The following is a 25,666-nucleotide window of genomic DNA, read 5'->3' on the forward strand; positions in this document are numbered from 1 at the left end:
TTTATTATTTAACAATGGATAAACCATACGTAAAACAGAATACAGAAAACGGAATTGCAACAATAGAATTCTTCCACCCAGCGCACAATAGTTTGCCTGGAGATTTGCTGGCAAAACTTGCAGCTACAATTACTGACGCAGGCAATAATCCTGAAGTGAAAGTTATTGTTTTAAAAAGTGGGGGAGATCGTACTTTTTGTGCTGGTGCTAGTTTTAGCGAATTAATAAACATCAACGATGCACAAACCGGCAAAATATTTTTTAGCGGTTTTGCAAATGTTATTAATGCTATGCGTACTTGCCCCAAATTTATTATAGGTAGAATACAAGGAAAAACCGTAGGCGGTGGAGTAGGAGTAGCTTCAGCAACAGATTATTGTATGGCAACAAAATTTGCAGCAATTAAGTTAAGTGAACTCAACGTAGGTATAGGTCCCTTTGTAGTTGGTCCAGCCGTAGAACGTAAACTTGGGCTGAGTGCTATGAGCCAAATTGCTATAGACGCGAACACCTTTTACGACGCCCAATGGGCAAAGCAAAAAGGCTTGTATACAGAGGTGTATGATAGCGTAGAGGCATTAGATGAAGCTGTTCAGAATTTTGCTGAAAACCTTTGTACATACAATCCAGAGGCTATGAAAGAGATGAAAAAAGTGTTTTGGAGTGGCACCGAAAATTGGGATACATTATTGGCAGAAAGAGCTGTAATTAGTGGAAGATTGGTGTTAAGTGATTTCACAAAAGAAACATTAAAGAGATTTAAGTAAAATAAACCACACTATGTAAAACTGAATAATATAGCGTTTTTACATATTTAATTTTTCGATTTGAAATTTTGCATTTAATATGATTTATTCTTTTAAAGGACATATTCCCGTTATTCACAAAAGTAGCTTTGTACACCCATTAGCGGCTGTTACAGGTAATGTTATTATTGGAAAAAACTGTTATATAGGTCCGGGAGCTGCTATTCGTGGCGATTGGGGAGAGATTATTTTGGAAGACGGTGTAAATGTGCAGGAAAACTGTACTGTTCACATGTTTCCAGGAAAGCGTATCGTTTTAAAAGAAGGGGCTCATATAGGGCATGGTGCTGTTATTCACGGAGCTAATTTGGGTAGAAATTGCCTGATAGGTATGAATAGTGTTATTATGGACGATGCCGAAATTGGCGATGAATGTATAGTGGGAGCAATGAGTTTTGTGAAGGCCGAAGCGAAGTTTGCCAGTAGAAAATTAATTGTTGGTAATCCTGCTAAAGCAATAAAAGATGTTTCAGATCAAATGATAGCATGGAAAACTGCGGGAACACAATTGTATCAACAATTACCTGCAGATTGTCACGAAAGTTTAAGAGAAGTGGAGCCTTTAGAAGAGCTTCCTGAAAATAGACCAATACAAGAAGATTTTTATAAAACCTTACAAGAATTCAAGAAAAAGTAAAACCTACTCTATTTTCAAAATTTTGTAGTGTGTAAAATATTATGGTACAAACAGAATTTAAAATGCCCAAAATGGGCGAATCTATTACTGAAGGAACAATTATTAATTGGCTCGTAAACGAAGGCGATTCTTTTGAAGCGGGCGATATTATTCTGGAAGTAGCTACAGATAAAGTAGATAATGAAGTGCCAGCACCTGCTTCAGGAAAAATGCTGAAACAAAACTACAAAGCCAAAGACGTTGTTGCTGTTGGTGAAGTTATTGCTGTATTGGAACTTTCTGATGTAGAGCATACATCAAAAACATCAAAATCTTCAAAAACTACTATTGTAGAGCATAAAAATGCTTCCGAAGCGCCTAAAGCACAAAAACAAGTTTCGAATGCTACTGCATTCAAAGTAAATGAAAATGTATTTATTTCGCCTTTAATAGATAGCATTGCGCGTAAAAACCACATTAGCTATGAGGAGTTGGCGCGAATTCCAGGAACTGGAAAAGATGGGCGTTTGCGTAAGAGCGATCTCTCGGAATATCTTAAAAATGGCCGCCCATTTCAGTTTGCACAGGCTGTTCCTGAGATTTCAGGATTTAAAATTCCCGATTTAAAATTTGATAAAGGCAAAGGAAAAATTGTAGAAATGGACCGCATGCGCCAGATGATTGCAGATCATATGGTTTTTAGTGCAAGCACCGCACCCCATGTTACGGCCTATGTAGAAGCAGACTTAACAGATATGGTTAGCTGGCGGAATAAAAACAAGGAGGCATTTCAGAAAAAATACAATGAAAAACTCACGTTTACTCCTTTGTTTATTGAATGTATAGCAAAAGCTATTAAAGATTTTCCAATGATTAATTCCACCTTAGATGGAACAAATATTATTGTAAAAGACGAAATAAATATTGGAATGGCAACAGCATTACCTTCAGGAAATTTAATTGTTCCTGTGGTGAAAAATGCAGCTAAGAAAAACCTTAACGAACTAGCATCAGCCACAAATGAATTGGTTGTTAAAGCGCGTGATAACAAACTGAAAGCAGACGATACTAAAGGCAGTACCTTTACTATAAGTAACGTGGGTACTTTTGGAAGCCTAATGGGGACACCTATAATTAATCAACCAGAAGCAGCAATTTTAGCGACTGGTATTATTAAAAAACGCGCCGAAGTTATGGAGCGAGAAGATGGAGATACTATTGAAATAAGACAGATGATGTACCTTTCATTATCCTTTGACCACAGAATTGTAGATGGGTATTTGGCGGGCTCTTTCTTAAAAAGAATTGCAGATTATATGGAACAGTTTGATGTAGAAAGGAAGTTTTGAACCACGACCGTTCGCTTCGTTAACTACACGAGCTAGGACACATTTGATCCTAATAAATGAGTAAAAAGACGTTTTGAAAGGTCGTGAATCGTGTGACTTGCAAAGCAAGTGATCGTGGTTTAAACCGTCCAACAATTGAACAATGGAAAATATAAAAGAAAATATCATTAAAGATAAAGAAATACTTAAAAAAGCTTTTAAAAACCTAGTTACGGCTAAGGCAATGACGGAGGTTTATGAAGAGAATTTTAAAACAGTTTCAAAATATGTTCACGCCACATCTAGAGGTCATGAGGTAATACAAACAGCTGTGGGGATGCAGCTTTTACCACAGGATTATGCGTTTCCGTATTACCGTGATGATTCTATGTTGCTGGCTATAGGGATGAAACCCTATGAGTTAATGCTTCAAGTTTTAGCCAAAAAAGATGACCCTTTTTCTGGCGGGAGAACCTATTACAGTCATCCTAGTTTGCGCGATGCCGATAAGCCAAAAATCCCGCATCAAAGTAGTGCTACAGGTATGCAAGCTATTCCAGCAACAGGTGTTGCAATGGGGTTTTGGTATAAAGAAAACTTCTCTCAAACTCTCTCTAAGGGAGAAGGTTTGCCATTTGAAACCCCTCCTACAGAGGGTAAGGGGATTGTAGTTTGTAGTCTTGGCGATGCTTCTGTTACCGAAGGAGAAATTGCGGAAGCTTTTCAGATGGCAGCTTTAAAGCAACTGCCTATACTTTATTTGGTGCAAGACAATGGTTGGGATATATCTGCAAATGCAGCCGAAACTCGTGCCCAAGATGCATTTGAGTATGCGCGTGGTTTTAACGGTTTGGAAGCAATTTCTATTGACGGAACCAATTTTGAAGAAAGTTATGCTACTATCAAAGAGGTGATTTCAAAAATTAGAACTGAACGAAGACCGTTTTTAGTACACGCTAAAGTTCCTCTACTAAACCACCATACTTCTGGTGTTAGGATGGAATTTTACCGCGATGATTTAGAAGAAGCAAAAAGCCGTGATCCGTACCCTAAGCTTAAAAAATTACTTCTCGATAATGGTTTTGAAGAAAAAGAGCTTCAAAAAATAGAAAGTGAAACGAATAGTGAAATTAGAAAGGCTTTAAATGAGGCCTTAAAAGCCGATGATCCTTCTCCAGAAGATTTATTTACTCACGATTTTGCACCTACAGAAATTACCGAAGAAGTTGGTGTTCGTTCTCCAGAAGGAGGGGAAAAGGTTGTTATGGTAGATTGCGCATTGTTCGCAATAGAGGAATTGATGGCCAAGCACAAAGAGTGTTTGTTGTACGGTCAAGATGTAGGGGGGCGTTTAGGAGGTGTTTTTAGAGAAGCAGCAACCTTGGCCCAAAAGTTTGGCGACAATCGTGTTTTTAATACGCCTATACAAGAAGCATTTATAGTTGGTTCTACCGTAGGTATGAGTGCGGTAGGATTAAAACCAATCGTAGAAGTGCAGTTTGCAGATTATATTTGGCCGGGACTCAATCAACTTTTTACAGAAGTATCTCGTAGTTGCTACCTCTCTAACGGAAAATGGCCTGTTTCAATGATTTTGCGTGTCCCAATTGGTGCTTATGGCAGCGGAGGACCTTACCATTCTTCTTCAGTGGAAAGTGTGGTGACTAATATTCGTGGGATTAAAATTGCGTATCCAAGTAATGGTGCCGACTTAAAAGGCTTGCTAAAAGCTGCTTATTACGACCCAAATCCTGTAGTAATTTTTGAACATAAAGGACTTTATTGGAGTAAGGTTAAAGGTACAAAGGGAGCAACATCTGTAATGCCAGATGAAGACTATATTTTACCTTTTGGGAAGGCTTGGGTCTTACAAGAAATCTGGAAACAAGAAGCGGAAGAAACCCTTTCAATAATTACCTATGGTATGGGAGTGCATTGGGCAATGAACGCTTCAGAAGAATTAGGAATGCAAGATAAGATTGAAGTGGTCGATCTGCGAACACTTCACCCTTTAGACTACGAGACGGTATTTAAGTCTGTTAAAAAATGTGGTAAATGCTTAATTGTAACAGAAGAGCCTTCAGACAATGGATTTAGTAGAGGGCTTCAAGGAAGGATACAAGAGGAATGTTTTCAAGAACTTGATGGGCCAGTAATGCTAATTGGTTCAGAAAATATGCCGGCCATTCCATTAAACTCTACTTTAGAAGAAACAATGATACCTTCTACAGAAAAAGTAAAGAAAAAAATTCTACAAATATTCGAATATTAGTTTTGTGTATCTTCGGGGGTTGTGAGACATTATAAACTTTTCATATTATTGCTTTTTATTCTTGAAACAACTTCTTCTTTTTCACAAGAAGAAGTTTCGGTATTGGTAGATAGTTTGGCAAAGGTTGCCTCGCCCGCAGACAAAACTATATTAAGCCTTAAAGTAGCATCAGGCTTGGCAGACATTGATTGGGAACGCACCCGTTATTATATAGACATTGCTAAAGAGAATGCAATTGCTGTAAACTCTCCAAATGTATTGGCAAATTATTATCAAACAGTTGGTGGTATATATTCAGAAAAGGATGCTTTGGATATAGCGCTAGAAAACTTCTTTAAAGCGTACGAGTTCTACGAATTAATAACATCTTCGGAAAAGTTTAAACTGGATAATAATCTCGCCATAGTATACGCACGAACTGGAAATCAAGAAAGTGCTCTCAAATTTTTCAGGAAAGCTTACAGCTATCAACAAATATATAAGGACAGTCTACATCTTGCATCTATATTGAACAATATGGGGCGTATTTGGCTCGAAAAGGATGTCGATTCTTCTTTACTATATTTTAAAAAGTCGCTGAAGTTGGCAGAAAATATAGAAAACCCAAATTTGAAGGTTTACCTCTACACTAATATTGGGAAATGTTATCTGCTTAAAGAAGATTTCAAACTTTCCAAGGAGTACTACAATCTTGCTATTACTTCAGTAGTTCCAAAAACTAATCTTCAAAATAAAGCTTGGGTCTACGATGAATTTTCAGAATATTATTTAAAAATCGGAAATGCTGATTCGGCAATTTTTTATTCTAAAAAATCCGTGAATATTTTAGATAGTGTTGCACCATATAGTTTTGAGCATCAACGCGCGGTTAAGCTTTTATACAAGTCATACCTAACTAATAATGATTTTGAGGCAGCTTCTCGTTACTTTGAAAAATACACGGTCATCTCTGATACTTTAAACTTAGAGGACAAACGTGTAAATGTTGAAAAATTATTGATTGGAGAAGAATACCGCAATAAGGAAAAAATCAGGGAACTCGAAGAAAGCAAACAGCATTCGCGTAATTATATAATACTACTTGTTTTATTAGCAATTTTACTGTTCCTCGGAATTTTATTGGTTAAGTTTCGTAATAAATTGAAAAGGGCCAAACTAGAGAAACAACTTGTAACGGCAAAGCAATTGGAGCTCAATGCAAACCTTCAGTTGAAAAATAAAGAACTTATAGGAAAAGCGATGATAGAAATGCATCGCACCGAAATTATAGAGGATATTTTAAATGATTTAAAGAAAATAAAACTAAAAGCGGTTAAAAAAGAAACCCAGAACGCAATTGATTATATCGTAAAAAGATTGAAGCGGGACACTTCAAGCAATGTTTGGGAAGAATTTGAATTGCGTTTTGAACAAGTCCATGAATCATTTTATAAACACTTGTCTGAAAAACACCCAGGTATAACTTCGCGCGATAAGCGACTTTGTGCGCTGCTAAAATTAAACCTTACTTCAAAAGAGATTGCTCAAATTACTGGTCAGTCTTTAAAATCTGTCGAAAATGCCCGAACCCGGCTCCGAAAAAAATTGAATATCACTAATTCTCATACGGATCTGTCAGTCTACTTGTCGACTTTTGGATAGTTTATTTAAAGTTTCTTTTTAAAAAATAATTTAACGTAAATAACTGAAATGCAGCTGTAAAGCAAATTTTGAGTGCTAATGCTATGGTTGTTTTTTATAGTTGAGTGTTTTTGATAGGGTGAAAAATTATGTGTGCTGAAATGCAGTCTCTACTTTTAGATAAGTTTTCAATTGGGACCCAAAGAATGAAAAACAAGCAGAAACAAAAATCTACATTGGACAAAATGTTGGAAAACAATACAAACAAAAAAAATGCTTTGAAAAAGATAATTCAAGAATTAGACAATAATCAAAACACAACTAAAAAGCCAAACAAATTAAACTAAAAATCATGAAGAATTTTTTTACTATTACCTGTTTCTTAACCATTTTTATTGCCTCTGCGCAATGGACTTCCAATACCGATGCAAATACACTTGTAGCTGAATCTGGAGAACTAGATGTACAGGCTCGAGGTACTTCTGATGGACAAACCTATGTAGTATTTTGGAAAAATGTTGGGCCTCCAACACATATTGAGCTACGTTTGCAAGTCTTAGATGCTGATGGCAACCAAACACTTGGTAGCGATGGTATGTTGGTAAGTGATCTAATATCTATGAGTACATCTACTGTAATAATGACTTCAATAGTAGATGCCAATGATAATCTTTATATAGGTGCTACAGGGACAGCCAGTGGAGATCCAGCTTTTGTATTTAAGATGGATACGAATGGCAATCACTTATGGGGTACAAATGGAGTTGAAGTTGGTAGTGGTAATGTGGTGACTGTCCTACCGCTTTCAGCAGGAGGTGCAATTGTTAGCTGGCTTTCTGGAAGTGGTGCGGTAATGCAAAAATTTGATGATAATGGTGTCGCAATATGGCCTGCAAATCAGCCATTGACAACGGGTGCTGGTGCTGCGGCACCAGGAAATTTCTTTGAGGTTTCGGGAGGAGAATATATAGCTGTCTTCCATAAATTATCAACGGGGATAAGCTCATTTTTATATGCGCAGCGATACGATGTAGATGGCGCTCCTGTTTGGGGAAATGCTGTTCAAATTTCAGATAGAGCGACTTCTTTTATTCGTTCGTACAAGGGAGTTCAAGATGGCGATGTAGTTTATATGGGGTATTATGCTTCGGTAGGATTGCGTTTTGACTCTTATTTGCAGCGTATAAATCCTGATGGAACTTTGCCTTGGGGTATAAATGGCTCTGATTTTGACGTACGCGAAACCGATTATGAAATGGAAACAGAAATAGCTTTTGATCCTAGCTCACAATTTATTTGGTCTGTAGCTACTTATTCTAATGCAACTCAGAGTGAAAGAGGGGAGTATGTTCAAAAATTTGATAAAGATTCGGGAGCGCGCGAGTTTACAGATAATGCTAAAGTTGTATTTCCAATTGCTTCAGAGAAAATTCATGCAGGCAGTCTTCAGCTAAATAACAGCACACCTTTGTTTATTATAAAAGAAGGATTAGACACGGGTGTTTCGCCAGTAACATTACACTCTGTATACCTTGATGAAAACGGAGATTTTGCTTGGCCTGAAGAAACAAGACCTGTAGCTACATTTTCAGCATCAAAAAGTAGAATCGATTTTACCAGACAAGCAGCAAAGCAAAGTGTAGCAGTATTTGCAGAAGACAAGGGGGATGGTAAAAAAATCTATGCGCAAAATGTAGCGGATGACACCGCTAGCATTGAAGAATTTTCAGATATCTCAATATCTTTTGCGAATCCAATAAAGGATAAGATGCATATTATAAGTAGTTCACCCATTAATGCAATTTCAATTTACAATGTGCTAGGACAACAAGTATACAGTGCTAAATATGAAGGGGATACTAAAATCAATGTTACTATTCAACACTGGAATTCAGGGATTTATTTTATGAACGTTTTCTCAAAAGAAGGAATACAAAAAGGAATAAAACTTATTAAACAGTAAATAAATGGTTTCCTCTACTTTATTTTTAAAAAAAAGCCTTCCTAATATATCGGGAAGGCTTTTTTATTTTTTATTACTTCTTTAAAGATCCTGGAGGAAATTTCGTTAAAATTTCAGAAACTATTTCTCGAATTCGCTCCTCTTTTTTTTCCATAGAACTCAGTACCAAATCAGCATTACCCATTCCTTGCCAAACTAATTTATTTGTTTTGGCGTCAATTAAATCTATATAGAGCGTGCCTTCTGTTGATTTGGAGACCATATTGCCACTATACCCTCCGTAATACCATGGGTTCCACCCCCAGCCATACCCAAAACTATTATTGTAAATATCTATACGTTCACGTTCTTTGGTAAAAATACTAACAAGTAAGTTAGGGGTTTCAGATTTGCTCATACCTTTAATAAGGAGATTTTCTTCAATGGCACGAAGAATTCTTTTTTTGTCTAAGTCGCTAATTTCAGCTTTATCTATTCCTGGTCTAAAAAAAGCGAAGGAATTATACTGATTAAAATCTACGTCCTTATCATAATCTGTTGCTACGCGAACGGTGGAACAAGAAGTAAATATAAAAAGCAACAACAGTGGTAAAAATTTAAATGCTTTCATAGTAATAATAGTTAAGTGAATAAATTATCATCAACGAAATTCGGAAGCGTAACTTTTAGGTTTGGATTGTTATCCATCGCTCTTTTTATGGCAAAAACAGCTTCATCATTTCGTGCCCAACTACGTCTTGCAATTCCATTATTAACATCCCAGAAAAGCATATTCTCTAGACGTCGTTGCGCATCTGTACTTCCATCAAGAACCATACCGAAGCCTCCATTTATTACTTCGCCCCAGCCTACGCCACCACCGTTGTGAATGCTTACCCAAGTTGCACCACGAAAGCTATCGCCTATCACATTCTGAATAGCCATATCGGCTGTAAATCTACTTCCATCATAAATATTTGAAGTTTCACGATAGGGGGAATCCGTACCAGAAACATCATGATGATCACGCCCTAAAATAACTGGGCCAATTTTTCCTTCTGAAATAGCTTTGTTGAAAGCAGCTGCTATTTGTACGCGTCCATCTGCGTCCGCATAAAGGATACGCGCTTGTGAGCCGACTACAAGTTTGTTTTCCTGTGCGCCTTTAATCCACGTTATATTATCCTGCATTTGTTGTTGAATCTCATCAGGAGATTTTTTCATTAAATTTTCTAAGACTTCACAAGCAATTTCGTCCGTAGTCTGTAAATCTTCTGCTTTTCCCGAAGCACAAACCCATCTAAAAGGTCCGAAGCCATAATCAAAGCACATTGGCCCCATAATATCTTGAACATAGGATGGGTATTTAAATTCTTTATTTTTTTCTTCTGCAAACACCTCGGCTCCTGCACGTGAAGCTTCCAAAAGAAACGCATTTCCATAATCAAAGAAATAGGTGCCGGCTGCAGTATGTTTGTTGATAGCATCTACTTGACGGCGTAAACTTTTTTGGACTTCTTCTTTAAATTGTTCAGGCTTGTTAGCCATCATTTCATTAGCTTCTTCATAGTTTAAACCAGTGGGATAATATCCGCCAGCCCACGGATTGTGAAGCGAGGTCTGGTCGCTACCAAGGTCTATGTGGATGTTTTCTTCAGCAAATTTCTCCCATACTTCAACTACATTCCCATCGTAGGCAATAGAAACAGTTTCTTTATTTGCTGTTGCTTCTTTTACACGTTTACAAAGCGCGTTAATATCTGAAATAACTTCATCTACCCACCCTTGGCTGTGTCTAGTTTCTGTAGCTTTTTTATTTACTTCGGCGCAGACCGTAACACAACCTGCAATATTACCTGCTTTGGGTTGAGCACCACTCATGCCACCTAGCCCAGAGGTTACAAAAAGACCTCCTTTAGGTTCTTTCTTTATTTTTCTAAAACCATTTAATACGGTTATTGTTGTACCGTGCACAATACCTTGTGGACCGATATACATATAACTTCCAGCCGTCATTTGGCCGTATTGGGTTACACCAAGCGCATTGAATTTTTCCCAATCATCGGGTTTAGAATAGTTAGGAATCATCATTCCGTTGGTTACCACAACTCTTGGGGCGTCTTTATGGGATGGAAACAAACCAAGTGGATGTCCAGAATAAACCGCCAAAGTTTGTTCGTCGGTCATTTCAGACAGGTATTTCATCACCAAAAGGTACTGCGCCCAATTTTGAAAAACGGCACCATTACCACCATAAGTAATTAGCTCGTGCGGATGCTGAGCTACGGCATAGTCTAAATTGTTGTGAATCATCAACATTATAGCTTTTGCTTGGGTGGATTTACCAGGGTATTCTGCTATTGGTCGCGCGTAAATTTTATAATCGGGACGAAAACGATACATATAAATACGACCATATTTTTCAAGCTCTTCACGGAATTCAGGTAATAGCGTGCTATGATGTTCTGGCTCAAAATACCTAAGTGCATTGCGAAGTGCAAGCTCTTTTTCTTCTTTTGTAAGAATGTCTTTACGTTTTGGGGCGTGATTTATTGTTGTGTCGTAGGGTTTTGCCTTCGGAAGTGTTGAAGGTATGCCTTGCGCTAGTTGTTCTTTAAAAGTCATTGTAATATGTGTTTTTTTGGTCGATGCATCTATACAATTAATAATTCCTAATACCCAATACCCAATATCCAATACCTATCTCCTATTTTCTACCCCCAGTTTTTTTATTAAATCCATAAGGGCAATGGCGGCAGCCGCTTTCGCAACAATACCCGCGTTTTAAGTGATATTGTTCTGTAAAGCATTTGTAGCCTTCGGGAGTAAGGTAATAATCGCCTTCTTCGAGTTCTATTTTTTTCTTTGGGAAAAGCATTACACAAAAGTAAGGATTTCAATATTGAAAGCTTTATAATCAATGCAAATCCGTTGAATTAGTATTTAAGCTTTAAATTTGCAAAACCAATTTTAAAGAAATGACAAAACACAAAGCTGGATTCGTAAACATTATAGGAAACCCAAACGTAGGTAAAAGCACACTTATGAATGCGTTTGTGGGCGAACGGCTCTCTATAATTACTTCAAAAGCGCAAACTACACGCCACCGTATCTTAGGCATAGTAAATGGTGATGATTTTCAGGTTTTATTGAGTGACACTCCTGGAATTATAAAACCAGCCTATCAATTACAAGAAAGTATGATGGATTTTGTAAAATCTGCTTTTGAAGACGCTGACGTTTTATTGTATTTGGTTGAATTGGGTGAAAAGGAATTGAAGGATGAAGCATTTTTTAAAAAAATAACAAATTCTAAAATTCCAGTGTTACTTCTTATCAATAAAATAGATGTAGGTAATGAAGAACTGCTTTCAGAAGCGCTTCAGCTTTGGCAAGAAAAAGTTCCAAATGCCGAAATTTTTGCGATTTCTGCACTTCAAAACTTTGGTGTGCCCGAAGTTTTCAATCGAATTATTGAATTGTTGCCAGAATCACCTGCGTTCTACCCTAAGGATCAGTTGACGGACAAACCGGAGCGATTTTTTGTAAACGAGGCCATTCGCGAAAAAATATTAATGCACTACAAAAAGGAAATTCCGTATTCTGTAGAAATCGATACCGAAGAGTTTTTTGAAGATGAAAACATTATCAGAATTCGAAGTGTTATTATGGTAGAGCGTGAAACCCAAAAAGGAATTGTAATTGGTCATAAAGGAACCGCTTTAAAAAGAGTAGGAACGGAAGCCAGAAAGGATTTAGAGAAATTTTTTGGCAAACAAATTCATTTAGAGTTGTACGTAAAAGTCAATAAAAACTGGAGAAGTGATGAGCGCCAATTGCGTAGATTTGGCTATAATCAAAAATAAAACATCAAACAATTCTATACGAAGGATTTGCTTCAAGTAAAAGCATTACTTTTGCAAAAATAAAATATCAAGAAAATGAGCATTGTTGCCGTTGTAGGAAGACCAAATGTAGGGAAATCCACTTTTTTTAATAGATTGATCCAAAGAAGGGAAGCAATCGTGGATGCCGTTAGTGGAGTAACGCGAGACCGTCATTACGGAAAGAGTGACTGGAATGGGAAGGATTTCTCATTGATTGACACTGGTGGATACGTACGCGGGAGTGATGATATTTTCGAGGCGGAAATAGATAAGCAGGTTGAACTTGCGATTGATGAAGCAGATGCCATTATTTTTATGGTTGATGTAGAAAGTGGTGTTACCGGAATGGATCAAGAGGTAGCAAAATTACTTCGCCGTTCAAAGAAACCTATTTTTTTAGCAATTAATAAGGTTGATGCAGCTTCAAGAGTAAACGATGCTTTGGAGTTTTATGCATTAGGATTCGACAATCAATATAATATTTCAAGCATCAACGGTAGTGGAACTGGCGATTTGCTAGACGATTTAGTAAAAGCACTACCAGATAGAGAGGAGGAAGATAATAGTGAGTTACCACGATTTGCAGTTGTAGGTCGTCCGAACGCAGGGAAATCGTCGTTTATCAATGCATTAATTGGAGAAGACAGATACATTGTTACCGATATTGCTGGAACCACACGCGATAGTATTGATACAAAATACAATCGTTTTGGCTTTGAATTCAACTTGGTGGATACCGCCGGAATTCGTAAAAAGAGTAAAGTAAAAGAAGATTTAGAATTTTATTCTGTAATGCGGAGTGTTCGTGCAATTGAACATTGTGATGTAATCATACTGGTTTTTGACGCCACTAGAGGTTTTGACGGACAGGTTGAAAATATTTTTTGGTTGGCGCAACGCAACAATAAAGGTATTGTAATACTTGCCAATAAATGGGATTTAGTAGAAGACAAAGAAAGCAGTAGTGTAAAAGATTACGAAAAATACATCCGTCAACAATGTGAACCTTTTGTTGATGTACCTATTGTATTTATTTCGGTACTTACAAAACAGCGTATCTATAAGGCTATTGAAACGGCTGTTGAGGTTTATGAAAACCGAAGCAAGAAAGTTAAAACAAGCGAATTGAATGAAGTTATGCTTCCTATAATTCAATCCTACCCACCGCCAGCATATAAGGCGAAGTATGTGAAAATAAAATTCTGTATGCAGTTACCAACTCCCTACCCAAGTTTTGCTTTTTTCTGTAACCTTCCGCAGTATGTGAAAGACCCATACAAACGTTTTATTGAGAATAAGTTGCGTGAGAACTTCGATTTTTCGGGAGTGCCAATTACAGTTTATTTTAGGAAGAAATAACTTGTATTGCATTTATAGGGTGTATGCGAATAATTTTTAGATGTCTTTATTCCATCGTTGAATTAAGGAGTCTATACCATTATTGATTCCTTCATAATAACTTTTTTCTTTAAACTTTGGGATCATTACACTGTCTATAATTCGCTTGCAGATTTCATCTGTTAAAATTTTCTCAGTTCCATAACCTGAAGCTATAGCAATTTTACTAAGGGGTTTTGAGAAAACAATAACTAAACCATTATCAAGGTTTTTTTGACCAACACCCCAATACTTCCCTAAATCACTTGCGTAATCTTGAATGCTTGAATAGGGAGAAATTGAATCTACCGTTACTATTGCTATTTGTCTTGTGGTCAGAGCTTCGTAATCAACAAGCTTGGTCGCTAACACAAGATTTTCTGATGTTGAAAAGATATTTGAATAATCAGATACAGCTAAGGCATTTGGGTTTTTTTGAAAAGCATTTGAAAATTCAGGGTCCTTACTTTTACATGAAAAAACACTAATGAAAAGTAAAATAGCTGCTAAGGAAAATTTCATTTTAAATGCTATTAAAAATTACCAACCCCCAGAAGCACCGCCACCGCCAAAGCCGCCGCCCCCAAAACCACCGCCGAAGCCTCCGCCGCCACCAAAGCTTCCGCTGCCACCATAACTACCGCCGCCGCCAAAACCGCCCCGTCCAAGACTGCTAAGTACAATAATATCTAGCAAGCCTCCGCCGCCATTTCCACCGCGACCGTTTTTGCTAATTAGGGCAATGATTATTATAATAAAAATGAAAATAATAAAGAAAGGGATTGGCGTGCCATCTTTCTTGCCAAAATCACGGTCTTCGTTGAACTCGCCCTTTAGCGCAGCAAAAACAGCATCACTTCCTTTGTCTAAGCCAGAATAAAAATTACCAGTTTTAAATTCTGGAATCATAATGCGATTTATAATACGCTCTGCCATTAAATCGGTAATTCGGTATTCAATTCCGTAGCCGGTATTGATGTCTACTTTGCGGTCGTCTTTTGCGAGAATTATTACAATTCCATTGTCTTCACCACTCTGACCAATACCCCATTTTTGTCCCCATTCTGCGCCTAACATTGAAATGTCTTCTCCTTTTGTAGTACCAATTATAAAGCAAACAATTTGGGTAGAAGTGGAGTCTGCATAACGAACCAATTTGTTTTCAAGAGCTGTTTTTTCGGAAGCAGTAAGTAGGTCTATATAATCATACACCGAAGTTTCTTTCGAGGGTTTTTTTGGAATTTCAAATTGTGCTGAAACATTTTCAAACAAAAATAATGTAGTAACTAAAACAACTAAAAATTTATATTTCTGAAGAAATGCTTTCATTGATTTTTCTCTACTTAGTATTTAACTTGCTCTGCGAAGCATTGTTTGCCGTTAATTATCCCACTGAAATTTCGTCTGGCAATTCGTTTTTGTCGTCTTTTTGATAGGGAAAATGTTTTTTTAACTGTTCTCCTGCTTTAAGAATGCCTTCAACAAGGCCTTGTTTTATAGCTCCGTTTTTAAAATGACTAATGATTATATCCTTAGTACTTTCCCAAAAATTCTGTCCCACAATGTCGTTAATACCTTTGTCGCCCATAATAACCAGGGTGCGGTCATCTACGGCAACATAGATTAGCACCCCATTACTTTCTTTGGTGTTATCCATATTAAGCATATCAAAAACTTCAGCAGCACGGTCAAAAGCATCGATATGTTCCTTGGGTTCTTCAGCGGAAATTGAAGTTGGCTCTAAATGTACACGTATTTCACCTGAAGTATTTTTTTCAGCGATACGGATGGCTTCAATAATTGCTTTTTCTTCTTCCGAAGTAAGAAAATCTTCAACTTTAGACATGTTTAATTGAGTGTTTTAAAATTTTAAAAAAATTTAGTTAGCAATGAATTCGGTTAAAAACATTGCTAACTAAAGTTGTAAAATATGTTTTTATTACTTGTCTTTTCCGAAGTCGAAATCCACTTTTGGAGCATTTTCACTGCCTTCATCTGCTTTAAAATATGCTTTTTCATGAAAGCCTATAATTCCTGCAATAAATTTAGTTGGAAACTGATTAATCTCTGTATTGAATAATCTAGCTTCTTCATTAAACCTGTTTCGCTCCACATTTATACGATTTTCGGTGCGCTCTAATTCATTTATTAACTCCTTGAAATTTTCATTCGCTTTTAAGTCTGGATAGCGTTCAAAAACGGCTAACAAACGTGAAAGGGCAGAAGTAACACCTGCCTGTGCTTGTTGGAATTGCGCAAGCTGCTCAGGAGTAATATTTGAGGGATCAATATTTATTGAGGTTGCTTTACTTCTTGCCTCCGTAACTTGAATTAAGGTTTCTTGTTCAAACTCTGCATAGCCTTTTGCGGTGCTAACAATATTTGGAATAAGATCTGCACGCCGTTGATATGAACTTTCAACATTTGCCCATTGCGCAGTTGCTTTTTCGTCCAGAACCACAAGTTTGTTGTTCACTTTTGCTAAATAAGCACCAATTAGCAAGATGATGCCTAAAATAATAATTATGGGTAACCATTTTTTCATGATGAGGTTGATTTTTAGAGTTGTTCTTTAATTTTTATTAGTTCTGCTTTTACAGTTTCCAATTTACGAATAATCTCAAATTGGTTTAAGGTTTTTTGTTTGTTTTCTTTTAGGTGAACTTTAGCGCCTTCCAGTGTAAATCCACGTTCTTTCACCAAATGATAGATAAGTTCTAGGTTTTTAATGTCTTGTGGGGTAAATTTTCTATTGCCTTTGGCGTTTTTTTTTGGTTTTAATACATCAAATTCTTTTTCCCAAAATCTAATCAGTGACGTGTTAACGTCAAAAGCATCAGCTACTTCGCCAATACTATAGTATAGTTTTTCAGGTAAGTTTATGTGCATTATTGTGGTTGTATTTTAGTATCAAAATTTATTTAATCCAGCGATTGGTTTTCTTGTTGCGATTTTTGAAGAATTTCTGAAAATTCTTCCGCAGTAAGGCTTCCGTAATAGAAATTTATCGGATTGATACGCTCATTGTCTTTAAAAACTTCATAATGACAGTGAGGTGCTTCACTTCTTCCGGTGCTTCCTACAAAACCGATAATGTCGCCACGTTGCACTTTTTGCCCAGGACGCACATTATACTTATATAAATGTGCATAAAGGCTCTCGTACCCATAGCCGTGATCTATTACAACATGTTTTCCATATCCTGAAGCTGTATTATCGGCTCTGGTAACTTTACCGTCTCCGGTGGCATACACAGGCGTTCCTCTAGGAGCCGTAAAATCCATCCCGAAGTGAAACTTACGTGCTTTTGTAAAGGGGTCAGTTCGGTACCCGTATCCGGAAGCCATACGTGTTAAATCCTCATTTTTAACAGGCTGTATTGCTGGAATTGCTGCTAAAAGCTTTTCTTTTTTCTCAGCAAGCTTCGCTATTTCGTCTAATGATTTTGATTGAATAACAATCTGCTTTGTTAAAACATCTAGATTGCGAGTTGTATTTATAATCAATTTTGAATTATCAAACCCTTCCAAATCCTTGTAGCGATTTATCCCTCCAAAACCTGCTTTTCGTTGTTCTTCAGGGATGGGATTTGCTTCAAAATATACACGGTATAGGTTATTGTCGCGGTCCTCTACTTCAGAAAGCACTTCTTGTGCATGTTGTATTTTTTTGTTTAATAGCTCAAATTGAAGTTCCATATTGTTTAGCTCGCGCTGTAACGACAATTCTTTTGGGGTTTGAACCGAAGGTAGGTTTATATATATTAAAAACAGCAAGAAACCGCTTAAAAACATTCCCAAAAAACTTAAGATAAAAATCTTGAGTTTTCTTCCTTTTTTCTTCTCTATTTTTCGATAGGAAAGCGTTTCGCTATCGTAATAATATTTAACCTTAGACATGCATTAAAAATTTGCTATTTTTGCGCGTTGCTTGTTGGCGCGAATTAAAGGTAACGTTTTTACAAATATAGAAATTGTTTATCACTGCGCCCAACTCTTAATTTTAGCATAATCTTATAACAATGAAGTCCAAAGAAATACGCTCCCAATTTTTAGAATTTTTTAAGTCGAAACAACACACCATTGTCCCATCTGCCCCAATGGTTGTAAAAAACGACCCTACATTAATGTTCATAAACAGTGGGATGGCCCCGTTTAAGGAATATTTTTTAGGCAATGGAAAGCCAAAAAGCAATCGACTTGCCGATACACAGAAATGTCTTCGCGTAAGTGGAAAACACAATGATTTGGAAGAGGTAGGTATGGATACCTACCACCATACAATGTTTGAAATGCTTGGAAATTGGAGCTTCGGCGATTATTTTAAAAAAGAAGCTATTGAATGGTCGTGGGAGCTTTTAACCGAAGTTTTAAAAATTGATAAAGACATCTTGTATGTTACAATTTTTGAAGGAGATGAAAGTGAAGGCTTGGAGCGCGATACAGAAGCGTTCGATCTTTGGAAGCAATTTGTTCCCGAAGATCGAATTTTAAATGGCAATAAAAAAGATAATTTCTGGGAAATGGGCGATCAAGGGCCTTGTGGTCCGTGTAGCGAAATCCACGTAGACATTCGTTCTGCAGAAGAAAAAGCTAAAATTCCTGGAAAAGATTTAGTGAATAACGACCATCCCCAAGTAGTTGAAATCTGGAATTTGGTTTTTATGCAATTCAACCGAAAAGCGAATGGAAGCCTAGAAAAATTACCTGCACAGCACGTAGATACCGGAATGGGTTTTGAGCGTTTGTGCATGGTTCTTCAGCATAAACAGAGTAATTATGATACGGATGTTTTTACGCCACTACTTCGTGAAATTGGAACAATTACCAATACTACCTACGGAAAAGACGAGAAAAAAGACATTGCGACCCGTGTAATTGCAGATCACGTTCGTGCGGTAGCTTTTTCAATTGCTGATGGACAATTGCCAAGCAATACAGGAGCTGGCTATGTTATTCGAAGAATTTTAAGAAGAGCAATTCGTTATGGATTTACATTTTTAGATAAAAAAGAGCCTTTCATTTACAAACTGATTGAGACCTTAAGTTCACAAATGGGCGATGCTTTTCCAGAACTTATTTCAGAAAAGAACCTTATTACAAACGTTATCCGCGAAGAAGAACAATCTTTTTTACGAACATTAGACCAAGGTTTGGTGTTGCTTGAAAATGTTATTGAAACAGCAGATTCAAAAGAAATTTCAGGTAAAAAAGCATTTGAGTTATATGATACTTTTGGTTTCCCAATAGATTTAACAGCCTTGATTCTTCGTGAGCGCGGATATTCTTTAGATGAAAAGGAATTCGATACTGAATTGCAACAACAAAAAGATCGTTCTCGTGCTGCAACCAAAGTAGAAACGGGCGATTGGGTGGTTTTAGAACAAGATGATGTAGAGGAATTTGTGGGTTATGATACTTTGGAAACCCAAGTAAAAATTACACGTTACCGAAAAGTAGATAGTAAAAAAGAGGGCGAAATGTACCAACTGGTTTTTAATCTTACCCCTTTTTATCCTGAGGGTGGAGGTCAAGTAGGCGATAAAGGGTATTTGGAAGCTGCCGATGGCGGTGTAACTTATATTGTAGATACCAAAAAGGAAAACAATTTAATAATTCACTTTACAAAAAATCTTCCTCGAAACCCTAAAGCTACTTTTAAAGCTGTTGTAGATGAAAAACAACGCAGCCGGACTGCTTCAAACCATACTGCAACTCATTTGTTGCATCAAGGGCTGCGAAATATTTTGGGCGAGCATGTAGCACAAAAAGGAAGTATGGTTCACAGCCGAAATTTACGTTTTGATTTTTCGCATTTTGCAAAAGTTACCGAGGAAGAGTTAAAGCAAGTTGAAGATTTTGTCAATGCTCGAATCCGCGAAGGAATTGCTTTGGAAGAAAAAAGAAATATTCCATACCAACAAGCTATTGACGAAGGCGCGATTGCGCTTTTTGGTGAAAAATATGGCGATGCTGTTCGTGCAATAAAATTTGGAAAATCGATGGAATTGTGTGGCGGGACGCATGTATCGAACACCAATGATATTTGGCATTTTATTATTACTTCAGAGGGTGCTGTTGCATCAGGAATTAGAAGGATTGAAGCAATTACCGGTGATGCCGCAAAGCAATATTTTATTGATAGAAGCGAATCTTTTGCGTCACTACAAAAAGCATTGAACAATGCACAAGATCCTGTAAAAGCTGTAGAAAGTTTGCAGGAAGAAAACAATAGTCTTCAAAAGCAAATTCAGCAGTTGTTGAAAGACAAGGCCAAAAATTTAAAAGGGGAGTTAAAATCAGAGATTGAAGAAATTAACGGAGTACATTTCCTTGCGAAAAAAATTGATCTTGATGCGGGGGGAATGAAAGATTTAGCTTTTGAACTTGGCGGTGAAACTGAAAATTTATTTTTGGTATTTGGCGCAGAAAATGATGGAAAAGCATTGTTAACCTGTTATATTTCAAAAGCATTGGCAACCGAGAAAGGGTTAGATGCTGGAAAAATAATCCGAGAGTTGGGGAAATTTATTCAAGGAGGCGGTGGCGGACAAGCTTTCTTCGCAACTGCAGGCGGTAAAAACCCAGCGGGAATAGAAGAAGCTTTGCAAAAAGCACAAGAATTTATAAAGTAGTAGTTTGCAGTTGCAGTATTCTATACAGCCAACTGCCACTGCTCACTGAATACTGAAATATGAAACTTCAAACCGAAATACCACTAAAACCTGAGGAAAATCAAATAGATTATTCTTCAAAAATACTTTTGTTGGGAAGTTGTTTTTCGGAAAATATTGGGGCGAAGTTAGATTATTATAAATTTCAGAATTTACAAAATCCCTTTGGGGTTATTTTCAATCCAGTTTCAATTGAAAATTTAATTAGACGTGCAATTGGAGGGCGGCTTTTTACTGAAGAAAGTATTTTTGAACACAACGGAATTTGGAAGTGTTTTGAAGTGCATTCCGAGCTTTCTACTTTAGCTAAAAACCAGCTTTTAGTGAACCTTAATTCGGCACTTCAAAACTTACGAGAATCTCTTTTTTCTGCCACACATATTATTTTCACTTATGGTACTTCGTGGGTATATCGGCATCTTGAAAATGATAAAATAGTAGCTAATTGCCATAAACTTCCGCAGCATTATTTTAAAAAAGAATTGCTTTCCATTGAAGAAAATTCCAGAAGTATTCAGAATATTTTTAATCAAATTTCACAAGTAAATCCGAAGGCTACTGTAATTAATACCGTTTCGCCAGTACGGCATATTAAAGATGGTTTTGCAGAAAATTCACTAAGCAAAGCGCATTTACTGTCTGCAATCCACAAAACAATCCCACAACAATCTACTGTTAACCAACAACGAAACTATTTTCCTTCTTTTGAAATGATGATGGACGAACTTCGCGATTATCGTTTTTATGCGGAAGATATGCTTCACCCAAATAACACTGCGATTGAACTAATTTGGCAGAAATTTTCAGGAGTTTGGATTTCTTCCGAAACGCGATCACTTCAAAAGGAAATTGCTATAATTCAGAAGGGTTTGGCGCACAGACCTTTCAATACAAAAAGCGACGAACACCTACAGTTTTGCGCGAAACTTCAGCAAAAAATAGCTTTGCTTCAACAACGGCTTCCACACCTACAGTTTTAGTGCTTTTTCTCTAAACAACTAATTTTAAAAATAATACGTCAATTGCCCTATTTCAAAATTTGGCTAGGTGTTCCAACTTTGTGGAATATTAACCATAACAAATTTTAAATATGAAAAAAAGAATATTAGTTGTGCTAATTGCACTAGGTTTTTTCCAGCTTTCTCAAGCACAAATAGCTGAAGGAGATGTGATGGTAACTTTGGGAGTCGGGCTAAGCCCTACTTTTTACTCAGGTTCAGGTTATAAATCGTCGCTGCCACCTATTGAGATTAACGGAGAGTATGCATTGAGCGAAAAGATTACTGCTGGTGCTTTTGCGGGATATGCAGGGGCTGAATTTAGAAGTGGAGGTTTTGGTTTCGATTATACATATTTATTATTTGGAGCTGTAGGAAACTATCATTTTGTAAACGAAGCTACTTTTGATGTTTATGCAGGCGCGAAGTTAGGCTATGTGAGCATTTCTTCAGAAACCGTTGGCGGAGGAAATGGATTTAATTTTTCTTCAGAAGCGTCCGGTTTACTTTATGGGGCTCAAGTTGGTGCGCGCTATTGGGTTTCTGAAAGTATTGGTATAAACGCTGAATTAGGCTACGGAATAGCATTGCTAAAAGCTGGGGTAACCTTTAAATTTTAATCAATAAACAACCACGTTTTCGCATTTAGCGAAACTATAAAAACCAAAACAGTATGAAAACATTTAAAAAAACAATTTTAGTATTAATGGCAGTTGTTGCTGTGAGCTTAACATCTTGTAAAAAGGACGATGATGGCGGGGATGGCGGAAGCGGTTCTGTTTCTGGAACTGTACAAGCAAAAGTATCTGGAGCAAATTATAGTTCAGAACCTTCTCTAACTACTGCAACACGTATAGACGCAAATGGAATTAGTGCGGTTACAATTACAGCAAATACAATGAATGGAAAAAACATGTCCCTTTCTATAATTGCTGGCTTTGATGGTGTTGGCACATATAATATTGGCGGAGGTGCCAATGTATTTGGCAATGCGAGTTATACAGAAGTTGATGTTGCAAACCCTATGGATGCGCAAATGTGGGTTGCACCTTATGATGAAAGTGTAGCAGGTGAAATTAAAGTTTCTGAAGTTACCTCAACAAATATTAAAGGAACTTTTAAATTTCGCGGAAAAAATGCGGATGGAAGTTTTAAAGACATTACGGAAGGTACGTTTGATGTAAATTTTAAATAAACACATAAAAGAGAATCTCAATGTTGAGGTTTTTACGTGGACCGGGAATGAAACGCATGTTTTGTTTCCGGTTTTTTTAGTTCAAAAAATTCAACACTATAAAAATACGTCAACTGCCTTATTGATTTCACTTTTTTCTCTCCCCATCTTTGATTAACAACTTATAAAACCACGACAATGAAAACTTCAATCCTTTTTTACGCATTACTATGCTGTATGTTTATTGTAGAAAATCCAGTGTTTTCTCAAAAAGCGGAGCAGCCAGATTTTAGATATGACACAGGAGCAAAAATAAATGAAATGTCATTAACACAGGGAGGAACAATGGTGGTTGCTACCAATAACGGGCTTGTGGGGATCAAACCGGGTAGCAATCAACTGTTGTTTAATTTCACAGAATACGGCAGGGTAAAACCCGAAGAACTTACCTTTGTGCCGAACGCCCCTTATGTTATTGTTGCACAGGGAGGTTTTGCAAATTTAACTGCCAAAAAAACAGTTATAGATTATATTTCGGGTAAAGTATTATTCAATACTGAAACCAATGGCTGGAAAATAGCATATAGTTGTGAGGTAAAAATGCCACAAAACAAGCTGGTGGTTACTGGTCAACGTAGGGCAAATGAAAAATATGCAACTGCTGTTGCCGTGTATGATCTTAACACAGGTACGGAAGACTATCGTTTTAATTTAGGGGACCCAGGAAAGGTAACCGTAGGCGCAGGAATGCAACCTTGTGGGTCTGTATTGCTTTTAAAAGACTATTTAATCGTGCCTACAACCAAAGGATTAGTAGCCAAAAAGGCACAGACAGGCGAAACACTTTGGGAGAACGATATGAAAAATATAAACTGGATGGTTGCAGATGCTTCGGAAAAAGAAATATATGCTTTTGAAGGTGTAAACCAAGGTAAAAACACACGCATTCACAAAGTAGGTGTTAATGGCGCTGAACTCTGGAAAGATGATCATAAGGTAAAAGGTCAAGTAGTTAATTTTGAGATTCTTCCCAACGGAATTGCAGTGGTAAGCAATACGAGTGATGGCGGAAACGATAGTGTTTTTGCAAGCAAAAATGAATCTAATATCGCTTTTTTAAATGCTTCAAATGGAGAAGATTTATGGGATAAAGCTCCAAAAACAAAAGGGTATGTGCAGCATTTTTACGTGATGGAGGATGGTATCCTTTTCGGAATTTATCAAGGGGGAATTAATAAAATTTCTTTTGATGGAAATACCTTATTCAAAAAACCACTAAAAACGGGAGAAAATATTTTAACGATGGCACACACGCCACAAGGCTTAATTTATATTACTTCTGAAGATGCTAATATTGTAAACTTAAATACAGGAGAAGCAGTCTGGAAAAAACCATTAAAATATAAAAGAGCAGCAGCGGTAAGCTCTACTATGGACAAAAAAAACAACCGTTATTTAATAAGTACTGACGATATTTTATTTGCCGTAGACGCAAATTCTGGAGAAGTAAGCACCTTGGCAGAATCCAAATTTGATGGGAAAGAAGCCCCGTCACATGTAGAAATAAGAGACGGCGGAATCTTACTAACAAGTGATCAAAATATGCTTTTAATGGATTGGGAAGGTTCAAAAAAATGGCAAGAATATTACCGTGCCCCAGGAAAAAGTGCAATGGGAGCAATTATTGCTGGAGTTGCTGCAGTTGCAACCGCTGCAACGGCAATGGCAGCTGCCAACTCTTCTATGCAAAACAAATTGGCTGGGTATGATGAGCAGTCTGAACGTGATGCAGAGTTAGCAGGAGGGATGGCTGCTGCCAGTGGAGCTTCGGTAGCAGAAATGCTAAAACGTTTTAAAGCAACTGCCGCTACAAAAAACAATCAATTTATACTAACCAAGCTTGATGACGGCGTTGGACTTGTTAAATTAAGCAAAGACACTGGTGAAAAAGAAAAAGAAATTGTGCTTAAAGATAAACAGCCAGAATACATTGTCGATGAAATAGGAGGAATACTATATTATAAAGCAGCTAACAATTCAATATTTGCATACGACCTTAAAAAGTAAGTAACTAACCAAATTATTTTTAAATTGTAATTGGTGGAGGAGCAATTACAAATCAAATAAACCCCATCTTTAAAAATGGGGTTTATTATTAATTAAAAAATATGTTGAAAAAAGTCTTTTTCCCAAATTCAAAAAATTTTTATATCTGGGTAAATAGTGTTTTCCTGCTAGTATTAGTGGTTTTTAATTATGTAGCACCGTTGGCAGTTGTGTTCGCATATTTTTTTGAAACAATACTAATTGGTTTTTTTCATATTATTAAACTTTGGCTTGTTATAACCAAAGGAAAACCTACTGAGAAAGATGGTAAATTACCTTCAGGTTTTGGAATGATTGGCTTTTTTATATTCCATTATGGAATGTTTGTTGCCGTGCAGTCCATTTTTGCTTTTAGCTTTTTTGAATCATCCATTCCCGGCATTGATAGTGGGTTTAATTTAATAAACAACTATTGGGTTTTGCTAAATGAAAAAGGAATGGGTATTATTTTGGCTTCCCTGTTTTTTTCAAATCTCACCTATTTTTATAACAACTTTTTAACGAATAAAAAATATCACGACTATACTGCCGCTGAAATTTTCTTTAAACCTTATGTGCGCATTTTCATTCAGCAGTTTGTTGTACTTTTTTCTGGGTTTTTCTTTATTCTTTTTTCAGCAGGATATGCCGCAGCCTTGCTTCTTATATTGTTACGACTGCCTGTAGATTTATTGATTGTTTCCATAAAGAAAGATTCCCCTGTTTTTGATGAAACTATGAAGAAATATTCTAATAGCTACGACCATTATTTAGAACTTAAGAAAAAATACCAAGAGTTTTCTGAATAACAATTAGTATGTCAAGTATTCAATTTTTGAAACTATGTCATTTCATTTTAATACCTTACTACACCTAAATTATTGATTA

23 protein-coding genes are annotated in these 25,666 nt (G+C 36.8%); 14 read left to right on the forward strand and 9 right to left on the reverse strand.

The features are described from left to right. Positions 1–14 precede the first annotated feature (14 nt). The 6 genes from ABJ955_RS08280 to ABJ955_RS08305 all read left to right on the forward strand — a co-directional run bounded on the left by ABJ955_RS08280 (position 15) and on the right by ABJ955_RS08305 (position 8,605). Complete coding sequence (locus tag ABJ955_RS08280) at positions 15–767, forward strand: enoyl-CoA hydratase/isomerase family protein (RefSeq protein ID WP_347374116.1); 753 nt, start codon at positions 15–17, stop codon at positions 765–767. Between the two features lie 79 nt (positions 768–846). Beyond that, a complete protein-coding gene (locus tag ABJ955_RS08285) occupies positions 847–1,443 on the forward strand; it encodes a transferase hexapeptide repeat family protein (RefSeq protein ID WP_347374117.1) in 597 nt (198 codons plus the stop codon). A 41-nt stretch (positions 1,444–1,484) separates the two neighbouring features. Next, a complete protein-coding gene (locus tag ABJ955_RS08290; protein ID WP_347374118.1) occupies positions 1,485–2,771 on the forward strand; it encodes a dihydrolipoamide acetyltransferase family protein in 1,287 nt (428 codons plus the stop codon). 142 nt (positions 2,772–2,913) lie between these two features. Next, a complete protein-coding gene (locus tag ABJ955_RS08295; protein WP_347374119.1) occupies positions 2,914–5,022 on the forward strand; it encodes a thiamine pyrophosphate-dependent enzyme in 2,109 nt (702 codons plus the stop codon). Positions 5,023–5,070: 48 nt separating this feature from the next. Beyond that, the gene (locus tag ABJ955_RS08300; protein ID WP_347374120.1) at positions 5,071–6,663 is read left to right on the forward strand and encodes a tetratricopeptide repeat protein; all 1,593 of its coding nucleotides are present in this window, start codon (positions 5,071–5,073) and stop codon (positions 6,661–6,663) included. A 331-nt stretch (positions 6,664–6,994) separates the two neighbouring features. Continuing rightward, positions 6,995–8,605, forward strand: coding sequence for a T9SS type A sorting domain-containing protein (locus ABJ955_RS08305; RefSeq protein ID WP_347374121.1), 1,611 nt, complete (start codon positions 6,995–6,997; stop codon positions 8,603–8,605). A gap of 73 nt (positions 8,606–8,678) precedes the next feature. Here the strand turns inward: ABJ955_RS08305 and ABJ955_RS08310 are convergent, their stop codons facing one another. The 3 genes from ABJ955_RS08310 to ABJ955_RS08320 all read right to left on the reverse strand — a co-directional run bounded on the left by ABJ955_RS08310 (position 8,679) and on the right by ABJ955_RS08320 (position 11,462). Then, complete coding sequence (locus ABJ955_RS08310) at positions 8,679–9,215, reverse strand: DUF4136 domain-containing protein (RefSeq protein ID WP_347374122.1); 537 nt, start codon at positions 9,213–9,215, stop codon at positions 8,679–8,681. Between the two features lie 11 nt (positions 9,216–9,226). Then, positions 9,227–11,209 (reverse strand): urocanate hydratase, encoded by a 1,983-nt coding sequence (locus tag ABJ955_RS08315; protein WP_347374123.1) that lies wholly within the window; start codon positions 11,207–11,209, stop codon positions 9,227–9,229. An 82-nt stretch (positions 11,210–11,291) separates the two neighbouring features. Beyond that, positions 11,292–11,462: a DUF5522 domain-containing protein gene (locus ABJ955_RS08320; protein WP_347374124.1), complete on the reverse strand. Its 171-nt coding sequence runs from the start codon at positions 11,460–11,462 to the stop codon at positions 11,292–11,294. Between the two features lie 100 nt (positions 11,463–11,562). Between ABJ955_RS08320 and era the strand changes: the two genes are divergently transcribed. Together era and der are read left to right on the forward strand one after the other, a co-directional pair. Continuing rightward, entirely contained in the window at positions 11,563–12,450 is an 888-nt protein-coding gene (gene era, locus ABJ955_RS08325) for a GTPase Era (RefSeq protein ID WP_347374125.1), read from the forward strand. A gap of 75 nt (positions 12,451–12,525) precedes the next feature. After that, complete coding sequence (gene der / locus ABJ955_RS08330) at positions 12,526–13,830, forward strand: ribosome biogenesis GTPase Der (RefSeq protein WP_347374126.1); 1,305 nt, start codon at positions 12,526–12,528, stop codon at positions 13,828–13,830. A gap of 36 nt (positions 13,831–13,866) precedes the next feature. On the opposite strand, the gene ABJ955_RS08335 is transcribed toward der, so the two are convergent. The 6 genes from ABJ955_RS08335 to ABJ955_RS08360 all read right to left on the reverse strand — a co-directional run bounded on the left by ABJ955_RS08335 (position 13,867) and on the right by ABJ955_RS08360 (position 17,747). Further along, complete coding sequence (locus tag ABJ955_RS08335) at positions 13,867–14,370, reverse strand: TPM domain-containing protein (RefSeq protein WP_347374127.1); 504 nt, start codon at positions 14,368–14,370, stop codon at positions 13,867–13,869. 18 nt (positions 14,371–14,388) lie between these two features. After that, complete coding sequence (locus ABJ955_RS08340; RefSeq protein WP_347374128.1) at positions 14,389–15,177, reverse strand: TPM domain-containing protein; 789 nt, start codon at positions 15,175–15,177, stop codon at positions 14,389–14,391. Between the two features lie 55 nt (positions 15,178–15,232). After that, entirely contained in the window at positions 15,233–15,694 is a 462-nt protein-coding gene (locus tag ABJ955_RS08345) for a TPM domain-containing protein (RefSeq protein WP_347374129.1), read from the reverse strand. Positions 15,695–15,787: 93 nt separating this feature from the next. Beyond that, on the reverse strand, positions 15,788–16,393 hold the full coding sequence (locus ABJ955_RS08350; RefSeq protein WP_347374130.1) for a LemA family protein: 606 nt from the start codon (positions 16,391–16,393) through the stop codon (positions 15,788–15,790). A 14-nt stretch (positions 16,394–16,407) separates the two neighbouring features. Next, a complete protein-coding gene (locus ABJ955_RS08355) occupies positions 16,408–16,737 on the reverse strand; it encodes a MerR family transcriptional regulator (protein ID WP_347374131.1) in 330 nt (109 codons plus the stop codon). Between the two features lie 32 nt (positions 16,738–16,769). Further along, the gene (locus ABJ955_RS08360) at positions 16,770–17,747 is read right to left on the reverse strand and encodes a M23 family metallopeptidase (protein ID WP_347374132.1); all 978 of its coding nucleotides are present in this window, start codon (positions 17,745–17,747) and stop codon (positions 16,770–16,772) included. 122 nt (positions 17,748–17,869) lie between these two features. On the opposite strand from ABJ955_RS08360, the gene alaS reads away from it, so the two are divergent. The 6 genes from alaS (at position 17,870) to ABJ955_RS08390 (ending at position 25,587) form a co-directional block, all read left to right on the forward strand. Continuing rightward, positions 17,870–20,482, forward strand: coding sequence for an alanine--tRNA ligase (gene alaS, locus ABJ955_RS08365; RefSeq protein WP_347374133.1), 2,613 nt, complete (start codon positions 17,870–17,872; stop codon positions 20,480–20,482). Between the two features lie 59 nt (positions 20,483–20,541). After that, a complete protein-coding gene (locus ABJ955_RS08370; protein ID WP_347374134.1) occupies positions 20,542–21,501 on the forward strand; it encodes a GSCFA domain-containing protein in 960 nt (319 codons plus the stop codon). 110 nt (positions 21,502–21,611) lie between these two features. Then, positions 21,612–22,139, forward strand: a complete 528-nt coding sequence (locus tag ABJ955_RS08375) for an outer membrane beta-barrel protein (protein WP_347374135.1) — start codon at positions 21,612–21,614, stop codon at positions 22,137–22,139. Between the two features lie 53 nt (positions 22,140–22,192). Beyond that, complete coding sequence (locus ABJ955_RS08380; RefSeq protein ID WP_347374136.1) at positions 22,193–22,714, forward strand: DUF6252 family protein; 522 nt, start codon at positions 22,193–22,195, stop codon at positions 22,712–22,714. Positions 22,715–22,891: 177 nt separating this feature from the next. Further along, complete coding sequence (locus ABJ955_RS08385; RefSeq protein WP_347374137.1) at positions 22,892–24,760, forward strand: PQQ-binding-like beta-propeller repeat protein; 1,869 nt, start codon at positions 22,892–22,894, stop codon at positions 24,758–24,760. A gap of 101 nt (positions 24,761–24,861) precedes the next feature. Continuing rightward, entirely contained in the window at positions 24,862–25,587 is a 726-nt protein-coding gene (locus ABJ955_RS08390; protein ID WP_347374138.1) for a DUF6498-containing protein, read from the forward strand. Positions 25,588–25,666 lie beyond the last annotated feature (79 nt).

Origin of the sequence: Aequorivita sp. Q41 (assembly GCF_039831855.1) — a bacterium.
GTDB lineage: Bacteria > Bacteroidota > Bacteroidia > Flavobacteriales > Flavobacteriaceae > Aequorivita.

Excerpts from the sequence above, each read along its gene's own strand:
- ABJ955_RS08280 (WP_347374116.1), top strand. The coding sequence starts at position 15 with ATGGATAAACCATACGTAAAACAGAATACAGAAAACGGAATTGCAACA.
- ABJ955_RS08285 (WP_347374117.1), top strand. The coding sequence starts at position 847 with ATGATTTATTCTTTTAAAGGACATATTCCCGTTATTCACAAAAGTAGC.
- ABJ955_RS08290 (WP_347374118.1), top strand. The coding sequence starts at position 1,485 with ATGGTACAAACAGAATTTAAAATGCCCAAAATGGGCGAATCTATTACT.
- ABJ955_RS08295 (WP_347374119.1), top strand. The coding sequence starts at position 2,914 with ATGGAAAATATAAAAGAAAATATCATTAAAGATAAAGAAATACTTAAA.
- ABJ955_RS08305 (WP_347374121.1), top strand. The coding sequence starts at position 6,995 with ATGAAGAATTTTTTTACTATTACCTGTTTCTTAACCATTTTTATTGCC.
- ABJ955_RS08310 (WP_347374122.1), bottom strand. The coding sequence starts at position 9,215 with ATGAAAGCATTTAAATTTTTACCACTGTTGTTGCTTTTTATATTTACT.
- ABJ955_RS08315 (WP_347374123.1), bottom strand. The coding sequence starts at position 11,209 with ATGACTTTTAAAGAACAACTAGCGCAAGGCATACCTTCAACACTTCCG.
- ABJ955_RS08320 (WP_347374124.1), bottom strand. The coding sequence starts at position 11,462 with ATGCTTTTCCCAAAGAAAAAAATAGAACTCGAAGAAGGCGATTATTAC.
- era (WP_347374125.1), top strand. The coding sequence starts at position 11,563 with ATGACAAAACACAAAGCTGGATTCGTAAACATTATAGGAAACCCAAAC.
- der (WP_347374126.1), top strand. The coding sequence starts at position 12,526 with ATGAGCATTGTTGCCGTTGTAGGAAGACCAAATGTAGGGAAATCCACT.
- ABJ955_RS08335 (WP_347374127.1), bottom strand. The coding sequence starts at position 14,370 with ATGAAATTTTCCTTAGCAGCTATTTTACTTTTCATTAGTGTTTTTTCA.
- ABJ955_RS08340 (WP_347374128.1), bottom strand. The coding sequence starts at position 15,177 with ATGAAAGCATTTCTTCAGAAATATAAATTTTTAGTTGTTTTAGTTACT.
- ABJ955_RS08345 (WP_347374129.1), bottom strand. The coding sequence starts at position 15,694 with ATGTCTAAAGTTGAAGATTTTCTTACTTCGGAAGAAGAAAAAGCAATT.
- ABJ955_RS08350 (WP_347374130.1), bottom strand. The coding sequence starts at position 16,393 with ATGAAAAAATGGTTACCCATAATTATTATTTTAGGCATCATCTTGCTA.
- ABJ955_RS08355 (WP_347374131.1), bottom strand. The coding sequence starts at position 16,737 with ATGCACATAAACTTACCTGAAAAACTATACTATAGTATTGGCGAAGTA.
- ABJ955_RS08360 (WP_347374132.1), bottom strand. The coding sequence starts at position 17,747 with ATGTCTAAGGTTAAATATTATTACGATAGCGAAACGCTTTCCTATCGA.
- alaS (WP_347374133.1), top strand. The coding sequence starts at position 17,870 with ATGAAGTCCAAAGAAATACGCTCCCAATTTTTAGAATTTTTTAAGTCG.
- ABJ955_RS08370 (WP_347374134.1), top strand. The coding sequence starts at position 20,542 with ATGAAACTTCAAACCGAAATACCACTAAAACCTGAGGAAAATCAAATA.
- ABJ955_RS08375 (WP_347374135.1), top strand. The coding sequence starts at position 21,612 with ATGAAAAAAAGAATATTAGTTGTGCTAATTGCACTAGGTTTTTTCCAG.
- ABJ955_RS08380 (WP_347374136.1), top strand. The coding sequence starts at position 22,193 with ATGAAAACATTTAAAAAAACAATTTTAGTATTAATGGCAGTTGTTGCT.
- ABJ955_RS08385 (WP_347374137.1), top strand. The coding sequence starts at position 22,892 with ATGAAAACTTCAATCCTTTTTTACGCATTACTATGCTGTATGTTTATT.
- ABJ955_RS08390 (WP_347374138.1), top strand. The coding sequence starts at position 24,862 with ATGTTGAAAAAAGTCTTTTTCCCAAATTCAAAAAATTTTTATATCTGG.